Origin of the sequence: Vibrio sp. NFR (genome assembly GCF_027587095.1) — a bacterium.
GTDB lineage: Bacteria > Pseudomonadota > Gammaproteobacteria > Enterobacterales > Vibrionaceae > Vibrio > Vibrio harveyi.
The window spans coordinates 198,482-223,272 of the sequence record NZ_JAPPTN010000005.1; the positions used below are offsets into that span (position 1 = coordinate 198,482).

Annotated in this window: 23 protein-coding genes and 1 pseudogene; 16 read left to right on the plus strand and 8 right to left on the minus strand. The window is 43.8% G+C overall.

Going from position 1 to position 24,791, the window contains the following annotated elements; all coding sequences use genetic code 11:
* Positions 1 to 29: 29 nt before the first annotated feature.
* The 3 genes from gloA2 to OH463_RS11685 all read right to left on the minus strand — a co-directional run bounded on the left by gloA2 (position 30) and on the right by OH463_RS11685 (position 1,886).
* Positions 30 to 413, minus strand: a complete 384-nt coding sequence (gene gloA2, locus OH463_RS11675) for an SMU1112c/YaeR family gloxylase I-like metalloprotein (RefSeq protein WP_239212669.1) — start codon at positions 411 to 413, stop codon at positions 30 to 32.
* Positions 406 to 1,335: a LysR family transcriptional regulator gene (locus tag OH463_RS11680; protein ID WP_005448730.1), complete on the minus strand. Its 930-nt coding sequence runs from the start codon at positions 1,333 to 1,335 to the stop codon at positions 406 to 408. The genes gloA2 and OH463_RS11680 overlap by 8 nt, the downstream gene beginning before the upstream one ends.
* Positions 1,336 to 1,412: 77 nt before the next feature.
* Entirely contained in the window at positions 1,413 to 1,886 is a 474-nt protein-coding gene (locus OH463_RS11685; protein ID WP_199479421.1) for a hypothetical protein, read from the minus strand.
* 286 nt (positions 1,887 to 2,172) lie between these two features.
* Here OH463_RS11685 and OH463_RS11690 point away from each other — a divergent pair, with 286 nt between their 5' ends.
* From OH463_RS11690 to soxR, 15 genes are all read left to right on the plus strand, one after another.
* Positions 2,173 to 2,856: a spondin domain-containing protein gene (locus tag OH463_RS11690; protein ID WP_005448735.1), complete on the plus strand. Its 684-nt coding sequence runs from the start codon at positions 2,173 to 2,175 to the stop codon at positions 2,854 to 2,856.
* A 9-nt stretch (positions 2,857 to 2,865) separates the two neighbouring features.
* Complete coding sequence (locus OH463_RS11695; protein WP_017188611.1) at positions 2,866 to 3,561, plus strand: spondin domain-containing protein; 696 nt, start codon at positions 2,866 to 2,868, stop codon at positions 3,559 to 3,561.
* A 146-nt stretch (positions 3,562 to 3,707) separates the two neighbouring features.
* Positions 3,708 to 4,439: a response regulator transcription factor gene (locus tag OH463_RS11700; protein ID WP_005448739.1), complete on the plus strand. Its 732-nt coding sequence runs from the start codon at positions 3,708 to 3,710 to the stop codon at positions 4,437 to 4,439.
* Between the two features lie 40 nt (positions 4,440 to 4,479).
* Complete coding sequence (locus OH463_RS11705) at positions 4,480 to 5,853, plus strand: sensor histidine kinase (RefSeq protein ID WP_005448741.1); 1,374 nt, start codon at positions 4,480 to 4,482, stop codon at positions 5,851 to 5,853.
* A 547-nt stretch (positions 5,854 to 6,400) separates the two neighbouring features.
* The gene (locus OH463_RS11710; RefSeq protein ID WP_005448743.1) at positions 6,401 to 7,801 is read left to right on the plus strand and encodes an aminotransferase class V-fold PLP-dependent enzyme; all 1,401 of its coding nucleotides are present in this window, start codon (positions 6,401 to 6,403) and stop codon (positions 7,799 to 7,801) included.
* Between the two features lie 60 nt (positions 7,802 to 7,861).
* Entirely contained in the window at positions 7,862 to 8,794 is a 933-nt protein-coding gene (locus OH463_RS11715; RefSeq protein WP_172458583.1) for a transporter substrate-binding domain-containing protein, read from the plus strand.
* Positions 8,791 to 11,118, plus strand: coding sequence for a putative bifunctional diguanylate cyclase/phosphodiesterase (locus OH463_RS11720; protein ID WP_269991276.1), 2,328 nt, complete (start codon positions 8,791 to 8,793; stop codon positions 11,116 to 11,118). The genes OH463_RS11715 and OH463_RS11720 overlap by 4 nt, the downstream gene beginning before the upstream one ends.
* A 212-nt stretch (positions 11,119 to 11,330) precedes the next feature.
* Positions 11,331 to 12,524: a glycine C-acetyltransferase gene (locus OH463_RS11725; protein WP_005448754.1), complete on the plus strand. Its 1,194-nt coding sequence runs from the start codon at positions 11,331 to 11,333 to the stop codon at positions 12,522 to 12,524.
* A 141-nt stretch (positions 12,525 to 12,665) separates the two neighbouring features.
* A complete protein-coding gene (gene tdh, locus OH463_RS11730; RefSeq protein ID WP_005448756.1) occupies positions 12,666 to 13,697 on the plus strand; it encodes an L-threonine 3-dehydrogenase in 1,032 nt (343 codons plus the stop codon).
* A 278-nt stretch (positions 13,698 to 13,975) separates the two neighbouring features.
* The gene (locus tag OH463_RS11735) at positions 13,976 to 14,626 is read left to right on the plus strand and encodes an imm11 family protein (RefSeq protein ID WP_269991279.1); all 651 of its coding nucleotides are present in this window, start codon (positions 13,976 to 13,978) and stop codon (positions 14,624 to 14,626) included.
* A 926-nt stretch (positions 14,627 to 15,552) separates the two neighbouring features.
* Positions 15,553 to 15,771 carry a hypothetical protein gene (locus OH463_RS11740; protein ID WP_049536332.1) on the plus strand — a complete coding sequence of 73 codons (219 nt, stop codon included), beginning with the start codon at positions 15,553 to 15,555 and terminating at the stop codon, positions 15,769 to 15,771.
* Between the two features lie 92 nt (positions 15,772 to 15,863).
* Positions 15,864 to 16,313 (plus strand): NUDIX domain-containing protein, encoded by a 450-nt coding sequence (locus tag OH463_RS11745; RefSeq protein ID WP_005448762.1) that lies wholly within the window; start codon positions 15,864 to 15,866, stop codon positions 16,311 to 16,313.
* Between the two features lie 137 nt (positions 16,314 to 16,450).
* Positions 16,451 to 16,738 (plus strand): hypothetical protein, encoded by a 288-nt coding sequence (locus OH463_RS11750; RefSeq protein ID WP_269991282.1) that lies wholly within the window; start codon positions 16,451 to 16,453, stop codon positions 16,736 to 16,738.
* 318 nt (positions 16,739 to 17,056) lie between these two features.
* Positions 17,057 to 17,776 carry a carbonic anhydrase gene (locus OH463_RS11755; RefSeq protein WP_017819403.1) on the plus strand — a complete coding sequence of 240 codons (720 nt, stop codon included), beginning with the start codon at positions 17,057 to 17,059 and terminating at the stop codon, positions 17,774 to 17,776.
* A gap of 294 nt (positions 17,777 to 18,070) precedes the next feature.
* Positions 18,071 to 18,502, plus strand: coding sequence for a redox-sensitive transcriptional activator SoxR (gene soxR / locus OH463_RS11760; RefSeq protein ID WP_005448768.1), 432 nt, complete (start codon positions 18,071 to 18,073; stop codon positions 18,500 to 18,502).
* 33 nt (positions 18,503 to 18,535) lie between these two features.
* Here the strand turns inward: soxR and OH463_RS11765 are convergent, their stop codons facing one another.
* The 5 genes and pseudogenes from OH463_RS11765 to OH463_RS11790 all read right to left on the minus strand — a co-directional run bounded on the left by OH463_RS11765 (position 18,536) and on the right by OH463_RS11790 (position 23,051).
* Entirely contained in the window at positions 18,536 to 18,931 is a 396-nt protein-coding gene (locus OH463_RS11765) for a DUF2391 family protein (protein ID WP_017188620.1), read from the minus strand.
* The gene (locus tag OH463_RS11770) at positions 18,924 to 19,784 is read right to left on the minus strand and encodes a tetratricopeptide repeat protein (RefSeq protein ID WP_005448770.1); all 861 of its coding nucleotides are present in this window, start codon (positions 19,782 to 19,784) and stop codon (positions 18,924 to 18,926) included. Before OH463_RS11770 ends, OH463_RS11765 begins: the two co-directional genes overlap by 8 nt.
* 192 nt (positions 19,785 to 19,976) lie before the next feature.
* Positions 19,977 to 20,540 carry a GNAT family N-acetyltransferase gene (locus OH463_RS11775; RefSeq protein WP_005448776.1) on the minus strand — a complete coding sequence of 188 codons (564 nt, stop codon included), beginning with the start codon at positions 20,538 to 20,540 and terminating at the stop codon, positions 19,977 to 19,979.
* A gap of 503 nt (positions 20,541 to 21,043) precedes the next feature.
* Positions 21,044 to 21,409: pseudogene (locus OH463_RS11785) on the minus strand (class I SAM-dependent methyltransferase); the annotation flags it as partial.
* Between the two features lie 124 nt (positions 21,410 to 21,533).
* Positions 21,534 to 23,051 carry a phospholipase D family protein gene (locus OH463_RS11790; RefSeq protein WP_269991284.1) on the minus strand — a complete coding sequence of 506 codons (1,518 nt, stop codon included), beginning with the start codon at positions 23,049 to 23,051 and terminating at the stop codon, positions 21,534 to 21,536.
* A 582-nt stretch (positions 23,052 to 23,633) separates the two neighbouring features.
* On the opposite strand from OH463_RS11790, the gene OH463_RS11795 reads away from it, so the two are divergent.
* Positions 23,634 to 24,791 carry an efflux RND transporter periplasmic adaptor subunit gene (locus tag OH463_RS11795; protein ID WP_269991285.1) on the plus strand — a complete coding sequence of 386 codons (1,158 nt, stop codon included), beginning with the start codon at positions 23,634 to 23,636 and terminating at the stop codon, positions 24,789 to 24,791.

The window sequence follows — 24,791 nt, forward strand, 5'->3', positions numbered from 1 at the left end:
TAAAAGAGCCAGCGAATTGCTGGCTCTTTTTATTTCTGATAAATCTCCAGCGGCAAGCCATCTGGATCTTGGAAGAAGGTAAATGCTTTGCCTGTGAACTCGTCAATGCGAATCGGCTCAACTTCAACGTCATTCGATTCGAGGTAGACTTTTACTTGCTCAACATCATCAACCAAAAACGCGAGATGTCTCAACCCTTGTGCTTCGGGAAAGCTTGGTCTATTCGGTGCGCCCGGAAAGCTAAACAGCTCAACTTGGCTTCCATCAGGTAGAGCAAGGTCGAGCTTGTACGAGTCTCTGGCTTCACGATAATTTTCAGCAATGACTTTTAGCCTCAAGACTTGGGTGTAAAAGTGTTTTGATGTTGGGTAATCACTGCAAATGATTGCGACGTGGTGAAGGGCATTAAACATGGTTAGCCTCTCCGGAGACTAAGTGCTCCTTAACGAAGTCAATAAACACGCGCAGGCGAGCAGGCATGTATTTGGTTTGTGCATACTGCATCGCGATAGCGCCGTGGTAGTTACTTTTGATCATCCAATCAGACAGAACCTCTACCACTTCTCCTCGTTCTAACGCGTCTTTAATCACGAAGTCGTGGAAGATTCCAATTCCCAAGCCAGACTTAACCCCGTTCAAGCGCATTTGAGAGTGGTTAACGGCGTAGCGTCCACTCACGGCAATAGAGTGGAAAGCTTCTTCTTTAAAGAAAGACCAGATGTTGTCTTTGTCGTTTTCAGCAAGATAAATACAATCGTGCTGCTCAAGTTCAGTCGGATGCTCTGGCATACCGTGTTTGGCAAGGTAATCTGGAGAGGCACACAAAACAAGATTGGTCTTGCTGATCTCTTTGAGTACCAGATTCTCATCGGGTTTGTCGGTGAGCTTAAATGCTACGTCGATACCTTGGCGAAAAAGATCAATCTCACCATCAGCAGCACGTAGCTTGAGCTGAATGTTTGGGTAGCGATCTAGGAATGGCAACACAAATGGTTGAAGCACCGAGTTAAGAAACGCTTCGGGTGCAGCCACTGTGAGTGCACCCGTGGGCTCGGCATGATCTTCCGCCGATAATTCAACCGCTTGCTGCGCCGCATTCACCATGGCGATGCTTTGGTCGTAAACCTTTTGCCCGGCTTGAGTGATGATCAACTTGCGAGTCGTTCGCTCGAACAGTTTCACTGAGAGGGCTTGTTCTAACCGTGTGATCAACTTACTTAAAGCCGATGGCGTCACGCCAAGTTGTTTGGCTGCAGCGGTAAAACTGCCCTCGTTTACCACTAAGATAAACGAAGCAAGATCAGGGAGTAGGGCAATGAGTTTTGGGTTAACCATATTTGTTCAGTTCTGCGCAGCGGAATAACGGTATTGTCTGGTACGGTTTTGTTCGGTTCAAGTGTCACCTTCTCGCTTTAGCGATATTTTGCTAAGAAGGTATTCAGGGCAGGCAAGCCAGATTCACCAATATGGTAGTGCTGCCAACAGTGATAAATAGCCGTTTCGTGGTCCGCAATCAACTCGATAGCTTCTTGCTCAGCGATTGAATACTGCTGTGAAGCTTTCACTTCTTCATGCCACTCTCGATACTTGACCTCATAAGGTTCTACCCACTTCAGAAGAGTTGCCACCAACTCCAGCCATGGCAACTCTATCCACTTGGTTGCGTCTGCCAAGCCTTTATCAAGCATCTCTTGGTGTCGGCTTTCGATATCCATGCCATTTGCTAGTAATACAGGCTTGAGCTTTTCTGCGGTGAGCTCTTCTACTTCAATCAAGGTTTGCCACAGCGTTTGTTGTTCACCATGGGCGTAATGGTTCAAGTAGTGATTGAAAAAAGCGATGCCGTAGATTTCGCCATAGTAAGCAGCCAGTACGTTATGAATCATGCTGAGAATCGTGATTTAAACAGGGAATACCGCATTGTAGGAGGGGAGTACACGAAGTGTAAATAGCTGATTAAGAGTAAAAATCGCTGCTGAAAAAATCGAACAGAACTTGTGAGAATTTTATGAGAATTCGATGAAGTTGCTGATAGATTTGTTCGTCATTCTTAGAGGCAAGAACGCAAAACGTTCGAAACGTAATGCTTAACCTACTCAAGTTACAAACAAAGAAGTAAAGCCGTAAACATGGACTTGAGTAGTTCAACCCTCATTAAAGGATGGAATCACAATGAAAAAACGTACCCAACTCGGACTCGTCATGACTTCAGTCGCTATGGCACTAGGCTCTGCATCAGTGAATGCAGCGGAACTGGAAATCACCGTGACTAACGCGACAAAAGGCATTTACTTTACGCCACTGATTGTCGCAGCGCATGGCTCTGATCTTAAGATGTTCAGAACCGGTGAAGCCGCTACCCCAGAGTTAGAAGCAATGGCGGAAGGTGGTGACATCTCGGGTCTTGCTAGTGTCATTGGTAATGCTGGTGGTGTTGTGGTTGAGAACCCGGCTGGTGGTATTTTGAATCCGGGTGTCGCAACCACCTTTACCATGAACAGTGGTGATCATGGATACTTGTCTCTTAGTGCGATGCTTCTGCCAACCAATGATGGTTTCGTGGGACTAGATAGCTGGAAAATCCCAACGGAAGCTGGCACATACCGAGCAACGCTAAGAAGTTATGATGCAGGCACAGAAGCCAATGATGAACTTAAAGGTAGCATGCCAAATCCACCTTTCATTACCTTTGGTACAGGCGGCACCGGTGTTGAAGCTGCAGTGACTAATGACAAAGTTCACGTGCATCCGGGTAACCTTGGTGATAGCGATCCAACTGGCGGCATCAGTGACCTAGACAGCAGCAGCCATCGTTGGCTGAACCCAGTTGCAACCATCACAATTGTTGTGAAGTAAGGGGGATGTATGAAATACAGAATCTTACTCGTAGCAGCTTCAGTCGGCTTACTCGCCGGTTGTCCAAGCGATGATGATAACGATGTGGTGAAGTCATACCGTTACACGATTAACGTTGCAAACTTGACCGCGAATCAACCGATGTCGCCACTTGCGATTTTGGCTCACAACGACAAATACAAACTGTTTGAAATTGGCAAAAGCGCTTCTGTTGAGCTTGAGCATCTTGCAGAAGGGGGCAGCAATGCCGAGCTGTTAGCGCTAAAGGATTCCAATGACTATGTCTACCAAACGTTGTCAGGTAATGGTTTAGTGCTTCCTGGTTCAAGTGATTCCGTAACCTTTACGGTTGACCCACACAAAGCGGGCTACGTTTCAGTCGCTTCCATGTTTGTGAACACCAACGATGCGTTTGTTGGGGAAACGGGTCTATCGCTTAAATCATTGGCGGTGGGAGAAAGCTACGAAATGAGCATGAACGTTTGGGATTCCGGCACGGAATTGAACGATGAACTTGCAGCCACCATTCCGGGACCAGCAGGCGGTGGTGAAGGCTTTAATGCTGCTCGTAACGACACAAATGACGTAGTGGCGTTTCACGCTGGAGTGGTAAGTAAAGATGATGGTTTAGCCAATTCTGCGCTTTCTGCGAACCATCGCTTCCTGAATCCTGGTGCGAAACTCACTATCACCCGAGTCGAGTAATACAGGCTCCGATGGCGTCTCCTTTCCAAAGCGCTTGTAGCCGAGCGCTTTAACCCTCATGGCGTCATCGGAACCTTTTTTGAAAGAAATTCCGATTTGTTCCGGTCATGTGCAAAGTGAGGATTCTCAGACGCAGGGAAAGGACTATGGAACAGCAGGCAATCAATTTAGTCGCGAACATTTTGCTGGTAGAAGACGATGATGATTTGGCAGAACTGGTTCAAATGCATCTCAAGTTTCAAGGACACCAAGTGTTGCGGGTAACGAATGTCGCCGAAGCCAAAGCGCAATACCAACAACAACCTTTTGACTTACTCATTCTTGACCGAGGTTTGCCAGACGGTGACGGCTTAGATATCTGCCATTATTTACGTCAGCAACAAGATTGGAGCCCTGTGCTCATGCTGACCGCCAGAGATGGTGAGATGGATAAAGTGGATGGTTTAGAGGCGGGTGTGGATGACTACATTACCAAGCCGTTTAGCGTATTAGAATTTCAAGCTCGAGTACGCAATGTATTGCGACGGGTAAGTCAAACCGTTGAAGTACAAGTTGAAAGAAGTGAACTTGAAGATAGCATGGATTTTGGTCCATTAAGAATTATTCCAGAATTGCATCAGGTATCCCTAAATGACAAGGATGTCACTCTTACCGCGACAGAGTTTACCTTGCTGCAATTCCTCGCGACACGCCCGGGTAGAGTCTACAGTAAAGATGAATTGCTCGACCATGTGTGGAATACCAGCCATTCCGGTTATCATCATACGGTGTGTAGCACCATCAATCGCCTACGTAGCAAGTTGTCTTTGTCTGACTCTGATCATCATTTTATCCAGACGGTATGGGGCGTGGGGTACAAGTTTCAACCACGACAGTAGCTTAACTACCCAAGTAATGACTGATTAAGGAGGCGCTAGGATGAGCTTCAAATCTCGCTTAGTGGTGTTCACGAGCCTATGGTTTTGTTTAGCAGCAGCCGTTATTGCATTAACGTACAATTGGCAAAAAGAGACCATTGAATTACGCACTAAACAGAGTCTACACAAAGAGCTGGCAAGCCACATGCGTGATGATAATCCGTTGATGATAGGTACGGATTACAACCCGAAAGCGCTTAAATCCATTTTTCATACCCTTATGTTGATTGGTCCGGATTTCGAAATCTACTTTCTTGATAGCCAAGGCAACATCACTACCCATGCAGCACCAGAAGGTGCAGAGATCATGGGTAAGGTAGATCTTAACCCAATTAAACGATTCTTGAATGACGAGCCATTCCCCATCTTAGGCGAAGATCCTCGTAATCGTGGCGAGCACAAAGTGTTTTCCGTAGCAGCGATTGAGGAACTCGGCTCAACCGTGGGTTATCTCTATGTAGTCATTGGCAGTACCAGACATGATGCGATTGCCAACGCCCAAGTAGACACACCTTATATCGCGCTCGCTGGGTTAGTTTTAGTGTCTATTTTAGGCTTTGCATTAGGTGCTTATGTGTTAGTGAAACGCAGTTTATTGAACCCGATTGAGCGTGTGACCAATCAGCTTCAACAACAAGCAGAACATGATTTCCGCCTGCAACCCGATTTTACGCGCCAAGTTCCGGAATTAGTACCGATAGCAAATTCCTATCAGATGATGGCGAAGCATATCCAGCAACAGTTTTTGCAGTTGGAGTATCAATCGTCTCATCGTCGTCAAAGCTTATTGCAGCTTAGTCATGATTTAAAAACACCGTTATCGAGCGTTCTTGGCTATTTGGAAACGTGGCGTTTGCAGCATCCGGAATCCGACCCTTTGATTGACGTCGCTTTCAGAAACTGTGAGAAGCTGTCTACGCAATTGCACTCTTTGTTGGACGTAGCTCGAAAAGAAGCTCCCATGCCGAATTACGAGTATCGACCAGTGGATCTTGGAGCCTTGATGGCAGAGTGCGCCGAGACGATGCAAAGCCAGTTTGCTCGAAAAGAAGTGCTGCTGAAAATAGACGTCGATAACGAAATTCAAACCGTGGGTGATAAAGGTCTTTTAGAGCGGTTGGTGCTTAACTTGCTTGAAAATGCGCTGCGCCACAGTCCAATGCGTTCTGAAGTACATTGTCATGCTCATTTGAGTGACGATAAATCAAGAATTCATTTTGCCTTTATTAACCATATTGAAGAAGAAGCACAGGGAGGCTCGCTAGGTATTGGGACCAAGATTGTACAGTCGATACTCATGTTGCATCACAGTTATCTAGAGACCAGCAGCACACCATCTCAATATCAACAAAAGTTCACATTACGAGCCGTTTAATCTATCTATACCCAAGCCATTCTCGCTGAATGAAGTGTCTCGAGATTACTTGGGTATAGCTACCGCCACCTTCCTCTTGCTTACTTTCCCTTTCTGTTCATCGAACAAATCTACTGTTTAAATAGAATTTTTCGCTTAATAATTCGTCATGATTGTTATTTCAACAAACGAATGATAGCGCTGATGAATTAAATTTATTCTGTTACATATTTAACGTGCTAGAACTTAATATTAACCTTGCTATCTAATTTGTTTCGTAAATATTACAACTCACGCTTTTTTATGATTTTTACATTATAAAATTAATTTCTATTTATATTAGAGTTAGGTGTTTTAGTGAATATTGTAATATGCGTTTAGTTGTTTATTTTTATCGTAAAGAACTGTTGCTTATATCATCAAATGAAATGAAAAAATGGAACTAAAGTCACTTAATTGCCGCCGAAAAATCTAAACAGGGAATCTATTTGGTAATAATGTTTAAGTAACAGTTAGTTACGGATTCATAATTAATAATATGGCTAAACTTCCGACAAGGATCGAAAAGATGAGCGACAAGGAATCTATTAAGACTAATCGCAGCCGCCGCAATTTTTTAAAAGGTGCAACTGGTGCAGTTGTGGCTGGCGTCAGTGCTTCGGCGTTTTCTGGTGCTGTTCAAGCAAAGGAACAGAATATCGATTGGAGCAGACTAGGTAAAAGAAATGAAAGACGCCTCTGGCGTAAAGTTCGAAAGCAGTTCGTTTTGGATAAGCGAACGACTTATATGAACATCGGTACTACGGGCTCAATGCCAAGACATGTTCTTGAAGGGTATGAGGATAACAACAAACTGGTTGCGAAATACCCGTGGGACATGAAGAATAAATTTGGTTCATGGCCTTATGTGTCTGAAATGGTGACGCAAGTTGCACCGGGCTTTGGTGCAAATGCGGATGAAATCATCTTGAGTCGTAACACTACTGATGGTCTATGCTCTATCATCAACGGTCTTCACTTCGAGCCGGGCGATGTGATCTTAACCACTCATCACGAACACGTTGCGGCGACGTCCCCTATGAACGTTGCCAAGCATCGATTTGGTGTGGATGTCGTAGAGATTCAACTTCCTGTCTTCACTGGTACAGAAGATGTGACAGAAGAAGACTATATTCAAGCGTTCAGCGATGCGATTCAAGCACATCAAAATGTTCGGTTAATCGTGTTCTCTCATATCACCTACAAAACTGGTACAACACTTCCAGCGAAAGCCATTTGTTCTTTGGCTAAGCAACATCGAATCCCGACCTTAGTTGACGGTGCGCACACTGTGGGTATGTTCGATCTTGATTTCCATGACATGGACTGTGATTTCTATGCAGGTTCTGGTCATAAGTGGCAGTGTGGTCCGGGCGCTACGGGTATCTTATATGTACGTGACAACGGTAAACGCTTAAATGAGTACTGGAGCGATCGTGAAAACCCATTGTGGTTGATTAACTCTTCTTTATCTCATGCAGATTACCTAGGTAAGCAATTACAAATGCAGTACATTGGTAATGACAACTACCCGGCAAAACAAGCACTTGCTGACAGCTGTAAGATGTGGGATGAAATTGGTCGCGATCGAATTCAAGAACGCATCTTGGAGTTAAGTGAGTTATGTAAGGTGCTGCTTAGCGAAGCGTTACCTGAAGCGCAAATGTACTCGCCAAACGTTGAGGGCTTAACTAGCGGTCTGACTACGTTTAACCCGTTTTTTGATGTAACAGATGAAGAACGACTAACGCAGTTCCGTGATCGTCTTCGTGAAGATTATGGTTACATCATCCGTACAACAAGCTTCAAGTTGTACAAGGATGATTCGTACGAAACACATGCGTTGCGCATTTCGACTCATTTATTCCATGATGAGAGAGATGTAGAAGGTCTGGTTGAAGCCATTGCGGATCTTTATTACTCGTTCTAATGTTGTTTATCGTCAAAGCGCCCATGTTTGGGCGCTTTGTTAAAGAGAGGGATATTCACCATGTCAGTGAAATTAATCAAACGAACCATGACGGCAATGGCTGTTGGTATGACGTCACTACTCTCTGCTTCAGTGTTTGCTGGTGATTTACAAGACATCAAAGACAGCGGCGTTTTGCGTCATATCGGTGTGCCATACGCGAACTTTGTTTCTTACATCGACCAAGGTGAAGTGCAGACTTTGACAGGGCTGGATGTGGATATTATTAAAGGGTTTGCTCAGTCTCTTGGCGTCCGATATGAATACGTACCAGCGCAATGGAACAATGTGGTAGGTAAACTGACAGGTCAACAAGTTGATTACAAAGACGCCCAGCTTCAGGTTGGCAAAACGATGCCCATTGAAGGTGATCTGATTGCTAACGGAGTCACTATTCTTGATTGGCGAACTCATGTCGTCGATTTTTCTGATGATTACTTCCCATCTGCGGTTTGGTTAGTTGCACGTACAGATTCCACCCTTACCCCAATCAAACCGACAGGTTCCATTGAGAACGATATCTCGATGGTGAAATCGCTTATCAAAGGTCGTGAAGTTCTCGCGATGGAGCACTCGTGTCTAGACCCGAACCTTTACAATCTGTATGACACGGGAGCAAAAGTTATTTTGCCTGATGGGCAGCGTCGATTGAATGAGATGGTGCCAGCGATAATGAAGAATGATGCAGAAAGTACACTGCTTGATGTAGCAGATACACTGATTGCATTGGAAAAGTGGCCAGGAGAAATCAAAGTAATTGGTCCTGTGTCCGAAAATCAAAAAATGGCGGTTGCCTTCCGTAAGGACTCCCCTGAATTAAAAGCCGCATTTAATCAATATTTGAAGTCAATTAAAAAAGATGGGACGTACCAGAAGTTGGTCGAGAAATACTACCCGTCAATTTACTATTTTTATAATGACTACTTCTTAGAAGATAGTAAGAACGATATATGAGAAAGTCTGTAAAAAAGATATCAAGCCAGAAGATCATCACCGTCAGTGCTATTTTGGTGTCGCTCTATTTAGCGATGATTATTACTGTGACGAGTTTAGGTCAAAACAAATTAAAAGATTCTCAGCATCGTGAACTTGACCTAAAGGTAAAAAGCTACGCGGGTACTCTCGATAATTTATTCACGATAGCCAGCGAAGATGTCGACCACTTATCAACTGATAAAACGGTGCAGACCTTCTTTGCGAATCTTGCTTCAGGCATGTCGATGGAATATGGCTTAGGCGCTAGTTTGATCAACTTGAAGCGTAAGCTGCAAGAGAAAGCCAACGCGAAAACCGTCAACAACCAGATCATCTACACCAAGCTGACGTTAGTTGGTCTAGATGGTTCAACCATCGTCACTACGGGCGTTAAAACAGATCATCGCATCGATACGTCTCGATTGCTTAACGACCACGCTCATCCTGAGGAAGTTAGAGCGATACAAAATGATGGTAAGGTCCTCATTCAAGTCGTTAAGCAAGTGATGTTTTCTGGCAAGCCTGTTGGCTTTTTGATTGCTGATATCAACAAAGAAGTGGTGATTTCCCAACTGACGAATCAAGAACATGAAGGCAGCTATAGCCGGATGGTGTTAAAGATCAACGATGTGGAAATGGAAGTTTGGGATTCTATTAGTCGTAAGCTGGAACAAGAAAACATCACGGATCCAGGAGCCCTTGCCAAAGAGCTAAAGCAAAAAATCTATTTTGAAGTACCCATTGAACATCATCACTTTAAGTTGATGGCGTGGTTTGAATCACTCAGTGAGCGAGATATTTATACTTCACGCATGTTCATTAATGGTTTAAGTGTACTTGCCATCATGATTGTGGTTGGGTTGCTTTATGCATTCACGCTAAACAACACTCGCGTAGAGCTGAAAATAAAATTGGAAGAGGAGAAGAAGCGTAAAGACTTTCTTTCTCAACAGAACCAGCGCCTGACCAGTGAAATCGAGCGCCGTAAATCGTCAGAGATGGAGTTAGCTTATCAAGCGAAACATGACTCCTTGACCGGATTACCAAACCGAGTTTATGGCTCCGAGCGTCTCGACTTAGAGCTTTCACGTGCAGAACGCATCGGTTCGAATGTGTTGGTGATGTTCATCGACCTTGATCACTTCAAGCAGATTAATGATTCCATGGGACATTTCGTTGGTGATGAAGTCTTAAAACTCGCAGCGGAAAGATTGCACAACGCAGTTCGAAAAACAGACTTATTGGCTCGGATTGGCGGTGATGAGTTTTTGTTAGTGATTCCAGACTTGCACAATGCGGACAGCGCAAAACGATTTGCGACAACGGTTCTATCTGTGTTTAACGAGCCGTTTGTATGGCAAAACCACGAGTTTTTCCTCTCGGCGAGTGTCGGAATGTCAGTCTTCCCGGAAGATGGTGATAACGCCGAGCAGTTGTTGGCGTGCGCGGATATGGCCATGTATCGAGTTAAGCAGGATGGACGTAACGCTTTCTGTTTTTACGATCACAACATGAACCAAGATTTGCAGCGCTTCTTAGAGTTGGAAACTCGCTTGCGTAACGCCATTTCGCAAGACTTATTAGAGCTTTACTACCAACCTATTATTGATTTAGAAAGCGGAGCGATTGTCGGCGCTGAAGCTCTAATGCGTTGGAATGACGACAAGTTTGGGTTTGTGAACCCAGAAGAGTTTATTTCGATTGCAGAAAAGAACGGCTTGATTCATCAACTTGGTGATTTCGCTATTCGTCAAGCATGTCACCAAGCAGCGAAGTGGCAGAAAGATTCACCTTTGTTTGTATCAGTAAATTTTTCTAGTGTGCAGTTTAGATACTGTGATCGCCTCTTTGAGCAAATCAAGCTTCATCTTGAGGAGTCGGGACTGCCGCCTGAATTGTTTGATGTTGAAGTTACTGAAAGTCTTTTATTCAACCACAGCAATGAACTGATGGGCATGTTAGATAACTTACGTGCGATGGGGGCGAAGCTAACGATTGATGACTTTGGTACCGGTTACTCAGCATTGAGTTACTTACAGAAATTCCCATTTGACCGACTTAAAATTGATCGCAGTTTCTTACAGAACATGTTTGAGAATGAATCGGATCGTGAGCTTGTGAACGTTATTATTGCAATGGCGAAAGCGCTTAACCTTAAGATCGTCGCAGAAGGCATTGAAGAGCAGCGTCACGTTGATTACTTGAAAAACCTAAACTGTGAGTTCGGACAAGGTTTCCACTATAGCCGACCATTGCCAGCGAAGGAGTTTGAAGCGCTTTTAACAACGCCAACTTGGCTATAACTCCTTTCAATACAACCTCATAGAAAAGCATTAGTTGGATTCGTGCCTAGAATTCATTAATGCTTTTCCACCTTGAGGGATAATCGTTTTTCCTTCCTTGAATTACACTACACTTAATTGAGAAGTAATTGCCTGTGACCCCCGTCACATAAAGGCTCAACCTAATTCTAATCGAGTGAAAACTCGACAAAATAAACAGGAAGGAATTGCGAATGTCTTCTGCATTTTACCAACAGATTGAACAGCAAATTGAAGAAGTGAAGGCGGAAGGTCTTTACAAAGCAGAGCGTATCATTACGTCTCAACAGCAAGCGGCTGTTAAAATCTCTACTGGTGAAGAAGTACTAAACTTCTGTGCAAACAACTACCTTGGTCTTGCTAACCACCCAGCGCTTATCGAAGCGGGCAAAGCAGGCATGGACGAGCACGGTTTTGGTATGGCTTCAGTACGTTTCATCTGTGGTACTCAAGACATCCACAAAGAGCTTGAGCAGAAGCTTTCTAAGTTCCTAGGTAAAGAAGACACGATTCTTTACACATCATGTTTCGATGCAAACGCGGGTCTATTTGAAACTATCCTGGGTAAAGAAGATGCGATCATCTCTGACGCTCTAAACCACGCGTCAATCATTGACGGTGTTCGTCTATGTAAAGCGATGCGTTTCCGCTACTCAAACAACAACATGGAAGAACTAGAGCAACAATTGATCGCTGCAAAAGAAGCGGGTGCTCGCCACATTCTTATCGTAACGGACGGTGTGTTCTCAATGGACGGCGTAGTGGCTAACCTTCCAGCTATCTGTGACCTAGCAGATAAGTACGGCGCATTAACTATGGTTGATGATTCTCACGCTGTTGGCTTTATGGGTAAAACAGGTGCAGGTACGCACGAACACCATAACGTAGTGGACCGTATCGATATCATCACCGGTACGCTAGGTAAAGCAATGGGCGGCGCTTCAGGCGGTTACACATCTGGTAAAGCTGAAGTGATTGACTGGTTACGTCAGCGCTCTCGCCCATACCTATTCTCTAACTCTGTTGCACCAGCAATCGTAAACGCTTCTATCCGCGTTCTGGATCTACTAGAAGAGAGCGGTGACCTACGTGAGCGTCTATGGGAAAACGCAGCACACTTCCGTGCTCGTATGGAAGACGCAGGCTTCACTATGGGTGGTGCTGACCACGCGATCATTCCAATTATGTTAGGTGACGCAAAAGTAGCAGCAGAATTTGCTGAGCGCGCACTAGAGAAAGGCATCTATGTAATTGGCTTCTCATTCCCTGTAGTACCAAAAGGTCAAGCGCGTATCCGTACTCAAATGTCTGCAGCACACTCTCGTGAGCAGCTAGACCGAGCAATCGATGCGTTTATCCAAGTTGGTAAAGATATGGGCATCATCTAAGTCTGAGAGACTAAAAGGTTACAAAGGCTTTCCCAACTCTTTTGAGTCGGCTCATGGGTAAAGCCTTTACCTCTTCTTTAATGACGGTAGATGAAAGAATTTTTTGCCACGCATAGAGCGGGGCAATATTGGGTGAATATTATGAAAATCAAAGCACTATCAAAGCTAAAGCCTGAAGAAGGCATCTGGATGACTGAGGTTGAAAAACCGGAAGTTGGCCACAACGACATTCTGATCAAAATTAAGAAAACCGCTATCTGTGGCACTGACGTACACATTTACAACTGGGACGAATGGTCGCAAAAGACAATTCCAGTTCCTATGGTTGTAGGTCACGAGTACGTGGGTGAAGTGGTTGCGATTGGTCAGGAAGTTCGTGGCTTTGAAATCGGCGACCGCGTTTCTGGTGAAGGTCATATCACCTGTGGTCATTGTCGTAACTGTCGCGGTGGTCGTACTCACCTGTGTCGAAACACGATCGGTGTTGGTGTAAACCGTGAAGGCGCATTCGCAGAATATTTAGTGATCCCAGCGTTTAACGCGTTCAAAATCCCAGAAGGCATCTCTGACGATCTAGCATCAATCTTTGACCCGTTTGGTAATGCTGTACACACTGCGCTTTCTTTTGACCTCGTTGGTGAAGACGTGCTGATCACAGGTGCTGGTCCAATCGGCATCATGGCAGCTGCGGTAGCGAAACACGTTGGTGCTCGCCATGTTGTTATCACAGACGTAAACGAATACCGCCTAGAGCTTGCTCGTAAGATGGGCGTAACTCGCGCAGTAAACGTGGCTGAAGAGAAGCTAGAAGACGTAATGTCTGAGCTAGGCATGACAGAAGGCTTCGACGTAGGTCTAGAAATGTCTGGTAACCCATCAGCATTTAACTCCATGCTAACGACGATGAACCACGGTGGTCGCATTGCACTTCTAGGTATTCCACCATCAGACATGGGTATCGATTGGAACCAAGTTATCTTCAAAGGTTTGGTGATCAAAGGTATTTACGGTCGTGAAATGTTCGAAACATGGTACAAGATGGCTTCATTAATCCAATCTGGTTTGGATCTATCACCAATCATCACGCACCACTACAAGATTGATGATTTCCAAGAAGGCTTCGATGTAATGCGTAGCGGTATGTCAGGCAAGGTTATTCTTGATTGGGAATAGAGTCGCGAGAAAGCAACCTAAAATCTTCTTGATATAAAATTAATACAAACGCCTCAAGTTAACCTTGGGGCGTTTTTGTTATAAACCCGTTACTCATTGAAGCGTAAGCGAGAACACTATGATTAGGCAATTCTTCGTTTACCTCATGTATAGGTTATAACGTGATGATAGGCATGGCGTTATATTTATCTTTTTATGTCGGTCAACATATTTAAATTAAGCGTTTCTTTAAGAAGGTACAGTTGCCTTTTGGGTATCTAAGTATAATCGTTACATATATGGAAGTACGTGAAAGCCTTGATTTAAGGGAACTTTCAATAACTCATTCAATCTGTTTAGGGGCGTCTATGGCAGTATTTAGCAAAGTGTTTGTTGTAACTCCAAATGTCAACGAGTTCGCACTGTTACAAGAGCCTTCATTGGCACTTTCTATTCAGGAGACTGAAAGAAAACCGATTCAATTGTACGGCGAGCCTGTCAAAGCTAGTTGGAAGTGTGTCGATGTCGAATGGTTAGAAGTTGAAAACGAAAAGGCATTACCAAAGCCGGATATTGCTGCTTGGAGAGCGATATCATTAGCCATGCCTATCTCGATCGCGGATCAACTGGGGGGACTATGTGAAGATGTTGAGTTTCTCCCATTGTGCCTGAATAAGCAGTCTTGGCGAGCTGTTAACATCTTGACTCAATTAGATGCTATCGACCATTATGCAACTAAGTTCAATCTTCGCGATGGAAAGCAGAGCCGGGTTAGACCCTTTAAGAAGCTTGTTTTGAAGAAGAAAGCTGTTAATGGCGCTGGTTTGTTTCGAGTTCAAGGGGCAGGGTTGCGAATGTTCTGTACAGATAAGAAAGGTGGTTTGTACGAGCGAGTTCACGAGTTGGGTTTGACGGGGCTGAGTTTTAAAGAGATACAGTTATCTCCCTAAAACCCCGTTTGCAATACGTCTGGAGCTCGTCATTCATGTATCTATCGATGCCCGCAGACGTTTTGGAGGTAAAACTACTATTCAGTAAGTTACAAACTATCGTGAAATCAGACGGAAAAATATTGAGTAGATTTGCGGTTTTTTCAATGAAGGGGTATCAACGTTCATTCTAAATCTAAGTCAAATTTATGTTTAAGAAGCATATACAGGTATTGCTGAGAATAGCAAAAATGGGTGATTGAAAATGTTAATAGTTGCGCTAGTTGTATTCTTCTCTCTGGTTACGATCCATTTTTCTCATGTCTTTTTCTCAATTTGCTTGAGTTCTTTTAATCAGTTTACAAATTATTCTATGTGGTTAAGACCTCTTTCCCTCTGTGTCATGGCTGCCTGCGCACAGTACTATATTCTGTCACTAATTTTGGGCACCAACCTACCAGCTGTTTCTGGTTTTGTACTAGTGGTAACCAATGCTCTCTTTTTTATCGGTTTTTTCTCTGCTTTAAAAGCTAAAAGGGAAACGGAAGAATAGTCAGTTGCCATAAATTGTGTCACTTAGCTTTAATCTTTGTTCAGACCCCGTTCCCCATAATTGTGTTGCTGATATCTTCCTTTTTATTGAGCAAAAGGTTCGACAACGCATTCCTGGAAAGTATTTAGATGCAAAAGGCAGGGAACATTCGATGAATGATTTGACACGTCAGGGGGCGCTTGGTTTGCATGGTGAGCGGTATTATGTGAATAAGGAGCTTACCGTGGTTTCAAATAAGGCTAACAATGAGAATAGTTGCAGTTATTTCAGTACGATAATGTCATGAATCGCAAAGGACCAATCTACTACTTATCACCAAAGCTTCTCGTGATAGTTTCGTCTCTCTAAAGTTTGTTTTGGGAAAGCAGAGGAAAGCCTCTTTAAGGTCTTTAGCATGCAGAAGCGGAATAGATACCACTGGCTCAGGGTGGTTATTGGTGGTGTGTTTGGCGCTATCGTCGTTGTTGTCCTCTTCCACTTATTTGGTTCTCTATTTGGACCGCTATACCAATCAGAAGATGAGTCTGCTCGTAATTTTGTTATTTTCCTCGCCTGTCTTTTTCTTGGAATTGTTAGCGGCGCGTTGTTTGCTTACAAATATACAGTGAAATAAAAGAGCATATTCGAGCACCCCATTGAGTGAAAAAAGATTGGCATTCACTAATATCACCTCATCTGACGTAATAGAAAAAAGGAATGGTACCAATGCAATATGGAATTCAGCATCATGTTGAGATTGCAGCCAAAGCCGCAGGCGCGGTCATTTTCAATCAACACAGAAAAGTTTTATTAGTTCAAGAACTTCACGGAACAAAAAAGGGGTTATGGCATATTCCTTCTGGCAGTGTCGAAGTGAAGGAACTTCCTCAACAAGCTGCAGTTCGAGAAGTTTTCGAAGAAACGGGCTTACAAGTTAGTTTAGATAATTACCTGAACACTTATGTAGGGTGTTTTGATGATGGTGATTTGGTGCTTCGTCACGTGTGGGTGACAGAGGTTGAAGACCAAAAAATCTCACCAATATTTAGCCATGAGATAGGTAAAGCACAGTTTTTCACTTTAGCTGAAGTAGAGGAAATGTATGCCCAGTCTAAATTGCGAATGCATCATACGCTTTTGATGGTGAACGATGCATTCACTTGGCGAGAAAGTTAAACGTAGTGGTTTCTGGTTACAAGTAAGATTCATGTGCAGGACTGCCTTTGTTTTGCCGCTTTCCCTTTGAACATTCTCACATTATCATTGTCTTAGTTTTTATCTTTGACGTGAATGTATGGTGTATGGTGTATGGAATGAAACATTTGATGTTGGCAGCACTCCTATTTAGCACTTTCCCAGTGAGTGTGTTGGCTGATGATGTGTTGGGTGTTCCCAATGTAGAACTAGAAGATGAGGGCTGTTTGAGTGTTGTGTGTAAAAACACTATCGAGCCAGAAACGGTTGCTAAAGCGGGTGAGTTTCCAGACCGTGAGGGCAATGAAACCCTATCCGCATTAGGGAGCGTACTCTTTGCAGCAGGAGAAATGGGGTTAGCCGAGAACTTACAAACAGAAGATCCAGAGCTGAGCACGACTAGGTAGTACAGGAATGGTACTATGACGGGATTCGCTCTCTTCTAAATTAGTGTTCTCTATTTTATAGCAATACTAATATCTGAGCATCTTTGATACGCTCGATAAGTGATTCAAAAATAAAGACCGAGCCTCGTGCTCGGTCTTTTCGTTTGTGAGATGTTTTCTTACTTTTGAATCCTAAGTAATATCTCAATTTCGCGACTAGAGTGATGGGTTCCAAAGTTAGCTCGCAATCATTGTTTTCAGTCTGTTATGTATGTTTCCACAACGATTAGTATGAGTGTGCTTTCACAACACTCGAATGGAAGAAAACAAGGAGAAAACATGAAAAAGTCACTAACAGCACTTGGTCTTGCTTTGGTATTTGCGAGCTCCGCGAATGCGGCGAATTGGGGCTACGAGGGGGAGCATGGACCTGCTCATTGGGGGGAGTTTGCTTCCGAATGTGCTAAAGGACAAAACCAAAGCCCAATTAATATTCAATCGTCTACTGAAGCCAAACTAGATAAGCTTCAATTTGATTATCAAGGTAAAGCTATTTCATTGCTAAACAACGGTCATACCTTACAGACGAGTTTAGAAGGGAAAAATACACTGACGATTGATGGCAAAGAGTTCGTATTAAAACAATTTCACTTCCACACGCCATCAGAAAACCATGTAGATGGAAAGGAATACCCTCTAGAAGCGCACTTTGTGCATGCTGATAAGGCGGGTCACCTAGCCGTTGTCGCAGTGTTCTTCAAACTGGGTAATGAGAATCCAGATCTAGCTAAGTTACTGCAAAACATCCCTAATAAAGATCATGATGTTGCTATTGAAGTCCCTTTTGATGCGGACGCGCTTATCCCAAGTGATAAAGATTACTACCGTTTTAATGGTTCTCTAACGACTCCGCCTTGCTCTGAAGGAGTTCGTTGGTTGGTGATCAAAGACACTAAAACGATCTCACCTGAGCAGGTGAAAGAGTTTGCTAAAGCAATGGGACACAACAATCGTCCAATTCAGCCGCTTAATGCACGTATGATCCTTGCTCAACAGTAATCCGCGCTCACACAGAGAAAGATCCCACTAAAGCTAATGAATGGCAATCAACCTGTTTTTGCCATTCATTTTCTAACCCAAGCGTCGCATCATCCCTACCGTAACCGTTTTGGCATCTGTTGCTAGAATGTTCTTATCGTAAATAGTCGTGAAGAATGCCCTCTAAATACTGCATAGCCAATGAGGACAGGATTTTATTTTTCATCGTCTTTAATGGCTTAATTTGTTAACGTAATGTAACTTAAAACCTCAATAAAGCTTGAGGTTGGCATTTGTAAGAGCAAGAGGCAAAGCATGGAAATCAGTGTTGGTGAGGTAGCAAAGCGTTCTGGAGTAAAGGTTTCAGCACTGCACTTTTATGAGCAGAAAGGACTCATATCAAGCTGGCGAAACCAAGGCAATCAAAGGCGGTATCACCGCAGTGTACTTCGTCGTATTGCGGTAATTAAAGCAGCTCAACAAGTCGGACTATCCCTCGAAGAAATCAAACAGGCATTAGAAGAGTTGCCCAAGCATCAAGCGCCAAACAAACAACAGTGGGAAACCATGGCAAGTCATTGGCATGCACAATTGGATCTAAAAATTCAAAAGCTAAAAGCATTGCAAAATGACTTAGGCGGGTGCATTGGATGTGGCTGTTTGTCGCTTGAAACGTGTGCGTTAAGAAACCCAGAAGACGTATTAGGGAAAGATCATTCGGGGTCTAACTTAACGTTGGATGATTAGGGGCAACTAGCCCCTAGTGACGAGAATGTGGTTCTATTCTTTATCAAAACTATCGACGACGATAGCGCCTATTGAAGCTGGCATGGTTATGACTATTACGCGTTTAAGAGCGATAATTGGGTCGGTAAACATTGGCAATTTGTTGATGCAAAATAGAACCAGAGCAACAACTACAGCGGCAATAAAATAAGCAATCACGACACGAAAAATAAATACCGTAATACGAGTCTTGATGTTGCTTTGAAATACACTTTGATAGGCGAAAAAACCTAAAAAGAGTACTGAAAGGCTAAACAACATCAGTAAGTTAATAAAAGGCAGGCTTTCTCCTAGTCGCCATGCCTCTTCCGAAAATGAAATTGGCACGGCTAAAGCAAAAGCACCAACGAGAACTTGGCTGGCGTCTTCGAGATTGAAGTGGCTACTCATGCTTAGACTCTGTAGTGTTACTTGTGAGAAGTTGCTCGAAGCGTTCATGTCCATGAAGCAGTTCCAGATCTTGCTCTTCAGCTAACAAGTCGCGAATTGATGGACTGGCATCTATTGCACGCTCCAAATCTTCAATCGCTTGTTCTTCAATGCCGAGTCGAGAGTACGCACATGCACGTTGATAAAGCGCCGGTCCGTTAGTGTCATCTACTTCCAAAACGCGATTACATAAGCTCAGTGCCCAGTGGTATTCTTTGATCTCCATTGCGGCATCTGCTTTGTAAGTCAGTGCTTCCAAATCGCCCGGGCGAATCAGCAGAATCTCATCGTAGATATCGATACGTTGCTCTGGAGTTTGTGAGCTTTGTGCACGAAGCCATAAGTTATGGATTTCGTTGATTTTCTCGATTTCTTTGTTGTTCTCGCTGATGATGCGAGTTTTGCGTTTTAAGTCGCGTTCTAATGCTAGGAACTTTTTCTCGTATTCCTGAGCGATTTTTTCTAGTCGCTTGTCTGCCATTTCTTTGGTGTTGTGTTTAAATTCACGCAGTGACTGCCAACCGACAAAGGCAATTAGCGATGCAACACCTGCGATGATATAGAAGAAGTAGGTGACGGTGACGTTAGCGTAGTTCAATGATTTATCGGCTACGGTAAGCTCGCGGTCGGTGATCTCGACGACCATCCGTCGTTCTAAATCCTGTTGTTCCTGACGTAGAGACTTTAATTCGTCGAGGATATAACGTTCCATCAAAGGGCGATCTAAAAGGTCGGATTCTGAATACTTTTCTTCTGATGCTAGAGATGGAAAAGAGAGTAGAGCAGCGAAGAATATGCCGATGATTAAGCGCATAAAACGTCCTTTTGCGTCGAGAGTGGATGGATCTCTGAAACCATAGCAAATAGCGACTATGTTTAGCAAAGAACTCATGAAAAACACTTGTTTTATAATGTGTTCTGACGAGTCATTAGCTTTTCGTCTCGTGGCGGGCTATCTCACTTTGTAGGGCATTTGCTCTTTTTACTCCGGTATTGTGTAAGTGATCTATGCGAATTGATCTGGGCTGAACATGCCTTGGATCAGTGTTTGCCACTCTTCTTTCAATACGCCATATTTGACCGAGTCGTAGTATTCGCCTTGGTAATAACGCACTTTACGAATTCGTGCTTCTTGCTGCATGCCGAGTTTCTCCGCACAGCGCATCATCCTCGGGTTACCTGACCATGTGGTTAATCCGACTCGCTCTATTTCTTGTGTGTCAAAGATATGGCTTATCCAAGGCACCAATGCGCTAAAACCTAACCCTTTGTTCCAGTAGTTAGAATCGTAAATGACGATCCCAGCTTCTAACCAACGCGTGCTCTCGCATTCCCAATACCAACTGACAGAGCCAACAGGTTTACCCTCGAACTCAATCAATAACATGTCTTCACCTTTTATTAGGCGTTGTAAGGTGTTGTTACGAAAGCCTTCCAGTGTCGGAGTTTGATATGGAAAGTAAGGACCATTAAATTTAGCCCATCGTTCATCTTCAGTAATTAACTGATATAGATTCTTTGCTTCTTCAGGGGTCGCGCGTCGCAGTGTCACGCCTTGGAAATGGTACATAGCTTACCTTTTAATTAACGTTTAATGGCGGTGATGCTGAACGTGTGCCAATGCTTTGTGTGTCCAACAGCTGTTGTGCCATCTTCATCTCGTTCGTGAAAATGAAGTATTTCATAACCTTCAAACAAAGCTTCCACTTGCTCTTTGGTGAAAGCACAGATGTTGGGGTGAGTATCTGCCTCAACCCAAGAATCGTTGATTCCTAACAAGTCGCCACAAAATACGCCGTTAGGTACTAGGGTCTGTTGACCCTTTCACGGTTAAATTTTGTTCGAGATAAAATCGTTTTAGGCGAGGCAAGGAGTGTGCTGCCTAGTCATTCTAAGTAAATACTCCTTAACAAAGCATAAAACGATTTTAGCCGAACCCTCCGGGCAGCGTTTGTTGGTCATTTCTACTGCGTTATCGCCTTCTCATGTAGGCTAGCTACACAGCAAAGTCTCTGCCTTGTATAAATCCCCAACAATTCGCTGCAAAAATCAGCTCGAAAGGTCAACAGACCCTAATGCTTTGTTGATTTTTTGCCAGACCTTGGCGAAGTGTTCGCTAGGACAAAAGAACAAACTAGCGCTGGCGATAAATAAACTGCAAGCAGGATACGTAAAATCACTAAAACAAGAATGGGATATGGAATAGTGAGGGTTGCCTTCAAAGCGAGTTAAGCAGGTTTCGACAGCGTCTTGATGCGCATCGAAAGCATGAACGGTGTAGCCTCGACTAAGAAGATACTGAGAGTCTCTTCCAGTTCCACATCCCGCATCTATAGCGGTTTTATTATCGAGAGTAAGTAAATTCGCTGCACGCTCGACGTTGGGACGGTGCGGCTGCTGCGCGACCTTTTGATAATATTCGTTCCATTTTACTGACATCGTGATTCCTTTTTCACTCTTCTATTTTTGTCGTATTACGTTTCAATAGAACACGACTCCCTTATGTTCTGAGCGGTGGGCTATTCTCTCTGGTTTCTGGTATTCAGCAGGCGCATAACGAGGGTTATAGCTGATCTTCAATTGGAAGTATGCCAGAGAACCAAGCGCCCATTTTTCTCCATACACTGGCTTCTGGCTCCGAATCGAATTCTTCACCAGTTTCCATATCAACCCACGCTATGTCGCCATCTTTGATTACGATTTTATAGGCATTTTCTCTGAGCTGTTTGGGCAACTCCGCTAAGGATTTTTGCACGTATTCAGGTTGTTCGATGACGACTGCCATTTCGGTATTGAGTTCAGCGGAACGTGGATCCCAATTCATGGAACCAACAAACAGAGTTTTACTATCGATCATCATGGCTTTGGCATGCAAACTTGCTCTGCTACTGCCCGTGAGACTCCATTTACTTTTGATTTTTGCGCTGGCTTTCACTTCCCAAAGCTTGATCCCAGCTTTAACCAAGTCTTCTCGGTATTTCGCATACCAACCATGAACGGCAAACACATCGTTCGATGCCAAGCTGTTTGTGACTATTGTGATGTCGATACCTCGCTTTGCCGCGTCCGTCAGTGCTTTTGTCCCAGATTTTGTTGGCACAAAGTACGGGGATATTAGTACAAAAGAGTTATCTACGTTTGCTAACAGTTCACTGAGGTTGGCAACAAGTTGGCTTTCTTGAGTTGCAATCTTATCGGGCAAGTCGAACCAAACTTCACCTTGTCCCCAGTATAAATTCAACTTGCCCTGTTGCAGTTCTTCGTAAAGATCGAGTTCTTTAAAATTATAGGGACCAGCAGAGAACTTTTCTTCTAATTTCAAGTTCTTAACTTGAGTTTGAATGGCATCATCGGCAACTCTTTCTGATTCAGGCACAATCCATTCCATTGGGATCGCATACAAGCTGTTCCAGTAAAGGTCGAATTGATCCGCGGTTTGTGTCACAGCCTCGCCATAAAGCATGACATCGAAATCGCCGAATTCGACATTAGATTCAAAAGAGAAGTATTCATTACCAATGTTTCTGCCACCAACAATCGCGGAGACACTATCTGATATTAGTGACTTGTTGTGCATACGACGATTAAGGCGGTCAAAGTCACTCGCAAGAGCAAATACGCGCGCGTCTCGGTATTGATGAGGATTGAACAAACGAATTTCGATGTTAGGGTGAGCATTCAGTTGCGCCATACCTTCATCATTGCGTTTTTGCATGTCATCCAGCAATAGGCGAACACGTACACCGCGTTGAGCGGCTTCATACAATCGCCATGTCATCAGTTGGCTAGTTTCGTCGCTACGGTAAATGTAGTACTGCAAATCCAAACTTTTCTCGGCGGATTCAATCAGAGCTATTCGAGCAAGAAGTGCGTCATTGCCTTGGTTTAGTGGATAAAAACCGGTATCAGAGTCTGGATCTTTGTCGTAGCTTTCAAAAAACTCAGCCAAAGCAGAATCATTTTGATAGCCAAATTGAAAGCTGGTGGATTTCTCACTTGGATCTCTGTGTTGAATGGATGAACACGCTGAGACCAGTAAGAGCATAGAGCCCAAGAGGGCTTTTGAGAGAGAACGTCGCAATGCACACTTCCTTGTTTATCATAACCTTTTGATTATATATCAAGCGTTGGTAACTGGTAATGCGAGCGGGTTAGGTTAAGTCGCAGTTTTCACATTCAAGGCAAAGAGCGCGAAACCACATTTAATGCATGAAAATGGAATATTATTCAGGCGGACAATATCATGTTTTTAACTTATGTTTTGTTGGTAAATGGTTAATATCACTAATATCTGGTGGTAATTACCAACACTGAACTACAAAAAATAGCTAGATTAATTTAACTTATTGATATTTAAAAAGTAAACGATTGGCACACCTATTGCGTATAAACGGTGAGTGTGAGAGGTCGTAACTTGCGAAAGTGGTTAAGTTTTTGTTAATTTTATTAACTTGCCATGGATAGTTCTTTTGTGATCGATAGTCACAAAAACAGCGGAAGCACGGCTCTTTTATAAAGTTGTCTATTTCAGATGCAAATATCTCACTGTTTGTCCGCGGGGAGTGTAAGGTCCAGTTACAAAATCTCGGATTTTTAACGTGGTCTTAAGGCGAATGCCTGATGGGGATGAATAGGAGAATACAAAAATAAAAAAGGATTTTTGATGTTAGCAAAACCAGTATTACGTTGGCTTTTACCCTTCGTCGTGATGGGGGGGGCTTATGCGGGCTATGCCGCTATCGCTGCGACCGCACCAGAAAAAGAGTCAACCAAAGACACCGTTACTGAACCTACAGTACAAACTTCTTCACTTTTTCCAACCGATCATAAAGTCGTAATCACCAGTCATGGTGAGATGGTCCCTTTCGAGAAAACCCACCTCGCTGCACAAGTCAGCGGTGAGGTCGTGAGTTGGCATCCAAACTTTGTCACTGGTGGCATCGTTAAACGTGGTGAAGTGCTATTCACGATTGAAAGTGATAATTACGAAGCGGCAGTACTCCAAGCTGAAGCCGGTTTAGCAAGCGCTCGTGCAGCTCTAATTGAAGAGCAAGCAAAAGCTGAGGTAGCGAAACGTCAAGCGAAGAAGTTAAGCGATAAACAAATTACAGACCTCTATTTACGCAAACCACAGGTGTTAAGTGCTCAAGCGCAAGTGAAGTCAGCGCAAGCAGCCCTGAAACGAGCAAAGCGTGACCTAGAAAACTGCAAAGTGGTAGCACCTTACGATGCTCTCGTTGTTGAACGCGACATCGGTGTCGGTCAATTTGTTTCTTCTGGTTCTCGTGTGGCTACGTTAAATAACATTGAAGTGGCAGAGATCCATGTTCCGATCGCAGGCTTTGACAGTGCGTTCCTTCCTGACTCCTTAAAAGAACTGCGAGCAACGGTGACCCAACAAGGTATTCTTTCAACAACGAGAGAAGGTAAGGTCGTTCGAGATTTAGGAATGATCGACAGCGCGACACGTATGATCAACATGGTCATTCAGGTGAAAGATCCTTATGGCTTAGATAACAAGCAGCCGCCGATTAAGTTTGGCTCGTATGTCGAAGTGAGTTTCACAGGTAAAGAACTAAAGCACATTTATCGCTTACCACAAGAGTTAGTGAAAAACCGAACGGTTTGGGTAGTGAATGGTGAAAAGGAACTGCAACCAAGAACAGTAAACGTGCTTCGTGCAGAAGGTGAGTTTTTGCTTGTTGGGGAAGGCTTGGAGCAATCAGACATGCTTGTTCTGACTTTGCCTGAGTACCCGCAAAAAGGCATGGCAGTCCAAGTCGCAAAAAAGAATGACGACTCCGAAACCGTCGTACAGTAA

Excerpts from the sequence above, each read along its gene's own strand:
- OH463_RS11740 (WP_049536332.1), top strand. The coding sequence starts at position 15,553 with ATGCAGAAGCGGAATAGATACCACTGGCTCAGGGTGGTTATTGGTGGT.
- OH463_RS11795 (WP_269991285.1), top strand. The coding sequence starts at position 23,634 with ATGTTAGCAAAACCAGTATTACGTTGGCTTTTACCCTTCGTCGTGATG.
- OH463_RS11750 (WP_269991282.1), top strand. The coding sequence starts at position 16,451 with ATGAAACATTTGATGTTGGCAGCACTCCTATTTAGCACTTTCCCAGTG.
- tdh (WP_005448756.1), top strand. The coding sequence starts at position 12,666 with ATGAAAATCAAAGCACTATCAAAGCTAAAGCCTGAAGAAGGCATCTGG.
- OH463_RS11745 (WP_005448762.1), top strand. The coding sequence starts at position 15,864 with ATGCAATATGGAATTCAGCATCATGTTGAGATTGCAGCCAAAGCCGCA.
- OH463_RS11770 (WP_005448770.1), bottom strand. The coding sequence starts at position 19,784 with ATGCGCTTAATCATCGGCATATTCTTCGCTGCTCTACTCTCTTTTCCA.
- OH463_RS11710 (WP_005448743.1), top strand. The coding sequence starts at position 6,401 with ATGAGCGACAAGGAATCTATTAAGACTAATCGCAGCCGCCGCAATTTT.
- OH463_RS11695 (WP_017188611.1), top strand. The coding sequence starts at position 2,866 with ATGAAATACAGAATCTTACTCGTAGCAGCTTCAGTCGGCTTACTCGCC.
- OH463_RS11700 (WP_005448739.1), top strand. The coding sequence starts at position 3,708 with ATGGAACAGCAGGCAATCAATTTAGTCGCGAACATTTTGCTGGTAGAA.
- OH463_RS11735 (WP_269991279.1), top strand. The coding sequence starts at position 13,976 with ATGGAAGTACGTGAAAGCCTTGATTTAAGGGAACTTTCAATAACTCAT.
- gloA2 (WP_239212669.1), bottom strand. The coding sequence starts at position 413 with ATGTTTAATGCCCTTCACCACGTCGCAATCATTTGCAGTGATTACCCA.
- OH463_RS11715 (WP_172458583.1), top strand. The coding sequence starts at position 7,862 with ATGTCAGTGAAATTAATCAAACGAACCATGACGGCAATGGCTGTTGGT.
- OH463_RS11705 (WP_005448741.1), top strand. The coding sequence starts at position 4,480 with ATGAGCTTCAAATCTCGCTTAGTGGTGTTCACGAGCCTATGGTTTTGT.
- OH463_RS11720 (WP_269991276.1), top strand. The coding sequence starts at position 8,791 with ATGAGAAAGTCTGTAAAAAAGATATCAAGCCAGAAGATCATCACCGTC.
- OH463_RS11775 (WP_005448776.1), bottom strand. The coding sequence starts at position 20,540 with ATGTACCATTTCCAAGGCGTGACACTGCGACGCGCGACCCCTGAAGAA.
- soxR (WP_005448768.1), top strand. The coding sequence starts at position 18,071 with ATGGAAATCAGTGTTGGTGAGGTAGCAAAGCGTTCTGGAGTAAAGGTT.
- OH463_RS11680 (WP_005448730.1), bottom strand. The coding sequence starts at position 1,335 with ATGGTTAACCCAAAACTCATTGCCCTACTCCCTGATCTTGCTTCGTTT.
- OH463_RS11755 (WP_017819403.1), top strand. The coding sequence starts at position 17,057 with ATGAAAAAGTCACTAACAGCACTTGGTCTTGCTTTGGTATTTGCGAGC.
- OH463_RS11765 (WP_017188620.1), bottom strand. The coding sequence starts at position 18,931 with ATGAGTAGCCACTTCAATCTCGAAGACGCCAGCCAAGTTCTCGTTGGT.
- OH463_RS11725 (WP_005448754.1), top strand. The coding sequence starts at position 11,331 with ATGTCTTCTGCATTTTACCAACAGATTGAACAGCAAATTGAAGAAGTG.
- OH463_RS11685 (WP_199479421.1), bottom strand. The coding sequence starts at position 1,886 with ATGATTCATAACGTACTGGCTGCTTACTATGGCGAAATCTACGGCATC.
- OH463_RS11690 (WP_005448735.1), top strand. The coding sequence starts at position 2,173 with ATGAAAAAACGTACCCAACTCGGACTCGTCATGACTTCAGTCGCTATG.